The sequence below is a fragment of the Microcystis sp. Msp_OC_L_20101000_S702 genome, from assembly GCF_007095705.1.
Classification (GTDB): domain Bacteria; phylum Cyanobacteriota; class Cyanobacteriia; order Cyanobacteriales; family Microcystaceae; genus Microcystis; species Microcystis ichthyoblabe_A.
In genome coordinates, this window is record NZ_SFBO01000008.1 from 1 (window position 1) to 4,060 (window position 4,060).

The 4,060-nt window shown below is 42.0% G+C and carries 2 protein-coding genes and 1 pseudogene; 2 read left to right on the forward strand and 1 reads right to left on the reverse strand.

Translation table 11 applies throughout. The features are described from left to right. The first annotated feature begins 165 nt into the window (after positions 1 to 165). Both EWV60_RS00690 and EWV60_RS00695 read left to right on the forward strand, forming a co-directional pair. On the forward strand, positions 166 to 1,140 hold the full coding sequence (locus EWV60_RS00690) for a LamG-like jellyroll fold domain-containing protein (protein ID WP_287230242.1): 975 nt from the start codon (positions 166 to 168) through the stop codon (positions 1,138 to 1,140). A gap of 126 nt (positions 1,141 to 1,266) precedes the next feature. Continuing rightward, complete coding sequence (locus EWV60_RS00695) at positions 1,267 to 3,954, forward strand: LamG-like jellyroll fold domain-containing protein (RefSeq protein ID WP_287230244.1); 2,688 nt, start codon at positions 1,267 to 1,269, stop codon at positions 3,952 to 3,954. Here EWV60_RS00695 and EWV60_RS00700 read toward each other — a convergent pair. Beyond that, a pseudogene (locus EWV60_RS00700) lies at positions 3,951 to 4,060 on the reverse strand (IS630 family transposase); the annotation flags it as partial. The gene EWV60_RS00695 and the pseudogene EWV60_RS00700 sit on opposite strands and share 4 nt — an antisense overlap.

Below are 4,060 nucleotides of genomic sequence, written 5' to 3' on the forward strand. Positions count from 1 at the left end.
AAGGGTGATGCAAGGGTTTTAAGAGATTCTAGCAGATTTAAGTGCATTTGGGAAGCTCTCAATCAAGCTAAAAGCCCTTTCCTGTAAGGTTTTTAGATTTATTCAGCAAACCCTAAATACGATTTACAACAGGCGCAAGAAACCCAGTCTGGGGAAGAACAACTGTTGAAAACTGCCACGCGATTAATGTTAGCAATTCCCACAGATAAAGGGGCAGCCGTTTTCAGTTTTGCCATCGCCGGGGATGGTACTTTAGGAGAAATTAACAAAAACCCCGATAGCAAGCTTATTCGCAGTCGTCAGCGAGAAGTTTTGTTACCCTTAAACACCTTAGATGAAATAAAAGCAATAGGTGACACAACCCCTCCTCCCCAAGGAATTATTAGCGGATTCGCCGCAGGAACTGATGAGGAAGATATCGAAGATTTAGTTAAAATATCCACCGATGGCGGTGCTTCAAAATTAGCCAATTACGATTTGGTAAAAATCAGCGGCACCAGCGATTATCAAGGGTTGTATCCGACGATTAAAGTAGATCAAGATACGTTTGATATTGACATCCCCTTAGATCGCGGATTGGGTTATTGGGAAAGAGAAGACCAAGAAGAAGGTGGTTTGATTTTTGATGGCATGATTACCGCTTATCAAAAAACCGCCGATGGCAAATTACGAGTCACCTGTGCTAATCATGGTTTGCAAAATGGCGATCAAGTCCAAATTACCGGTACAGAAGACTACAACGACACCTACCCCGTTCAAAAGATTGATGACACCCATTTTGTAATTGAACGCAAATGGGCAATGGGAGAAGCTGTCAACGTAAAATTGGTATCCCAAAAGCGACGGGGAATCGTATTTGATGGGGTGGATGATTATATCTCTCTACCCGAAATGAATCACAATTTCTCCGAGGGATTCACAGTAGAAGCTTGGGTTTGGTATGACAGTTTGAAATCAAATTCCCGAATTATTGATTTTGGGAATGGAGCAGGGGTAGATAATATTATATTTGCTAATCTTGCCAATGGCGGCAGAGGCACAATCTACCTTAATATCTTCGGTTCTTCGTTACTTGGTATGGTTCGATCAGGGGGCAGAAATCGGCTAAATCCTTATCTGGCAAGGGACTTAATTGATTAGCTCGTTCTAGATTGAAAACAATTGGCAAAAATCGCAGCCCCGTCCATTGCATAACACAAACCGAAGAACCATATCTTCGAAGGACAAAAATTACAAGGTGGTATTGGACCCGCATCGCTAGGAGTGTTGGAAACTGGAAAATGGATACACTTAGCGGCCACTATTGACGGGTTGAATGGTCAGGGTACCCTCTACAAAAACGGTGAAGTCATTCAAACTAGCTCTCTACACCTTCCTAAAACCATTAAGCGGACTCAAAATTATATCGCTCCCAGTAATTGGTCTAGTGATAGCTATTTTCAAGGCAAAATTAGCGATCTCCGTGTTTGGAAAATAGCCCGGACTGCTGAAGACATTAAAAATAGTATGTACCTACAACTGACAGGAAAAGAAGTCGGTTTAGTGGGGTATTGGCGCTTAGGTGGTATCTCCGAAGGCAAAGTAGTTGACTTTTCTGTGAACGGCAATGACGGCACTGTCTATGGTGAACCGTATGTTAGTGCGGCAACTCTCAACCGCAATCTTGCCGGAGGAACCGCAGCGGTTAAATATAGCAATTCTGAGCTATTTGCCGTCAGCGAACGGGCAACTTATGAGGAAAGTTTTGAGTTTAAAGTTAACCCAGCCAATTCGGTTAATTTAGACAATGCCGATGATAAAAATATTGGCACGAAGATTTTTACCTTTTCCTATTGGGGAAAAACCAGCCGCAGTGCCGAAGATAAAAAGACCATTTCGGCGGTACAAAATAAGTTTGAAGTCTTGGGTAATGGTTGGTATCGTGCTTCCTGTAATGTGACAATTCCCGATGAAGTCAGTGTGTTACGTTCCTTTGAAATTGCCAATGTTAAAGGAAATTGGCAATCGCTGGAAATTCGCAAACACCAGATTCGCCTCTTATCCGATAGTATTACGGAAGCGAAATACACAGACGATGTGACTTTGACAACTTTGGTGGATAACCATGCCACCTTAGCGGTGAAGTTAAAAGAACTGGAGGTGAAAGAGAAAGAGGAAATTGTTCTGCTCAAAGAAAAGCGAGAGTTAGACGCAAAACTTGCTGCATTACAAAATCTCGAAGAAACACGAAACCGTGTCAATCAATTAAAGCTTGACGTTTCAGCTTTTGTATCCCAAGAAGGAAATCTCAATCAAATTTACAATGATGCCCTGAATAACCCTTTGAATTATTGGTGTTTTATTCAACATAAACAAACAAGCTTGTTTTGGGAACACCTGGAGCTTGACAGCAGCAACGCCGCAAGCGTAGAATTGATCTCTTCTTATGGTGATGATTGGACTAAGTGGAAATTTCTGGATGCAGGCGGGGGATATTACTATATCCAACATAAGCAAACAGGTTTGTTTTGTCAGACAACTTCCTTCATAAAGTCCATTTTATTGATGCTTCCTGCTTATGGTGATGATTGGACTAAGTGGAAATTTACGGATGCAGGCGGGGGATATTACTATATCCAAAATAAGCAAACAGGTCGGTTTTGTGAACACATGAGTGGCGATTATGTATTGATAGAAATGATCTCTTCTTATGGTGATAATTGGACTAAGTGGAAATTACAACCAACAAAAGAGCAAACCAATGATAAGATAGAAAGGGCTTATCGAAATTTGGAAGAAATACGCCAACAACTTAGTCTAGCAAGGACTGAATTAAACCAACTCGAGCAAATACTAAAGGAGGGTAAAAATAAGGAAGAAGGATGGAGAACTCGCCTAGTATCGGTTAATCGTGACCTCACCAGCATTCAAACAAGTATCAACACCCTGAACACTACCTTCCTCACTGCTGTCAAAAACACTCAGGCAAAGCCCCCAACTATGCCCGAAGTTGCTAAAGATAGCAAGGGGTTAGTGACTCAAGGATCGTTACTTGGTTTTGTGCAACCTGCCAGCCGCCTCAATGCCATTGAAACTTGTGAAGGCAATGTCCAATTGAGTTATTTTGACCGCGCAGGACGGATGCGACAAACGAACTATGATGCTACCGCAGACAGCAAAAATGCTACTTTTGAACAGTGGATTCCTGATGCTCAACGGGCCTGTTTGAACTTTAGCAACAGCAACAGTATCGTTACCTTAAATAAACCCTTTTATCTTGCAGATGACTGGAGTGTTGAAGCTTGGTTTGTTTATCCATTACCTGATTTAGGAGAATGGAATACCTTAATCCGAGGCAACGATGTGGATCATCACATCCTTCTTGTCAGAAATCGTAAACAGTTAGGGACTTATCTGACCAATGATTCCTTGGGGAATAACTTTTACGATAGCGGTTTCAATATGGAGTTGTTAACCGAGGGATGGCATCATATCGCTGCCGTCGGTCGGGGAGATACGACTCTGTTTTATATTGATGGCAAAAAAGTGGGTGATGTGAAAGCAAAAGCCCTAAAAGATGCCGAGCAGAATCTGACGAAAAACTCCAATGATGCCGCTAAGAAAAAGGTTGAAGACCTTAAGAAAGCTAGTCTGAAAGCTAAGAACAATGTTGCGTTTATTGGTAACCGTAAGGAAGGTTGGGAACCTTTTGGAAAAGTTGCCGAAGTTCGTATTTGGGTAGTTGCCCTAAGTGACGATGAAATTGCCGTCAACAGTAAAACCTTGCTTAGTGGTAACGAACCAGGTTTATTGGCTTACTATCCCATGAATGAAGCCACAGGAGTGGAAGTGCGCGACCATTCCGGTAATGGCAATAAGGCCACGGTATCGGGGGCAAATTGGTGGGGTTGTACGGCCCCCATTGGCAATATCGACAATACAGTGATGAAGTTTGATGGGGTTAATATACTTTAGACGTTCATAATCTGAGATTTATTAAACTTCTGAAATCGTAGAGTCAGCAAGGAATCCAGTTCTTTTTTATGTTTCAGATGGGCATCATTCAGACATTCATAAATAG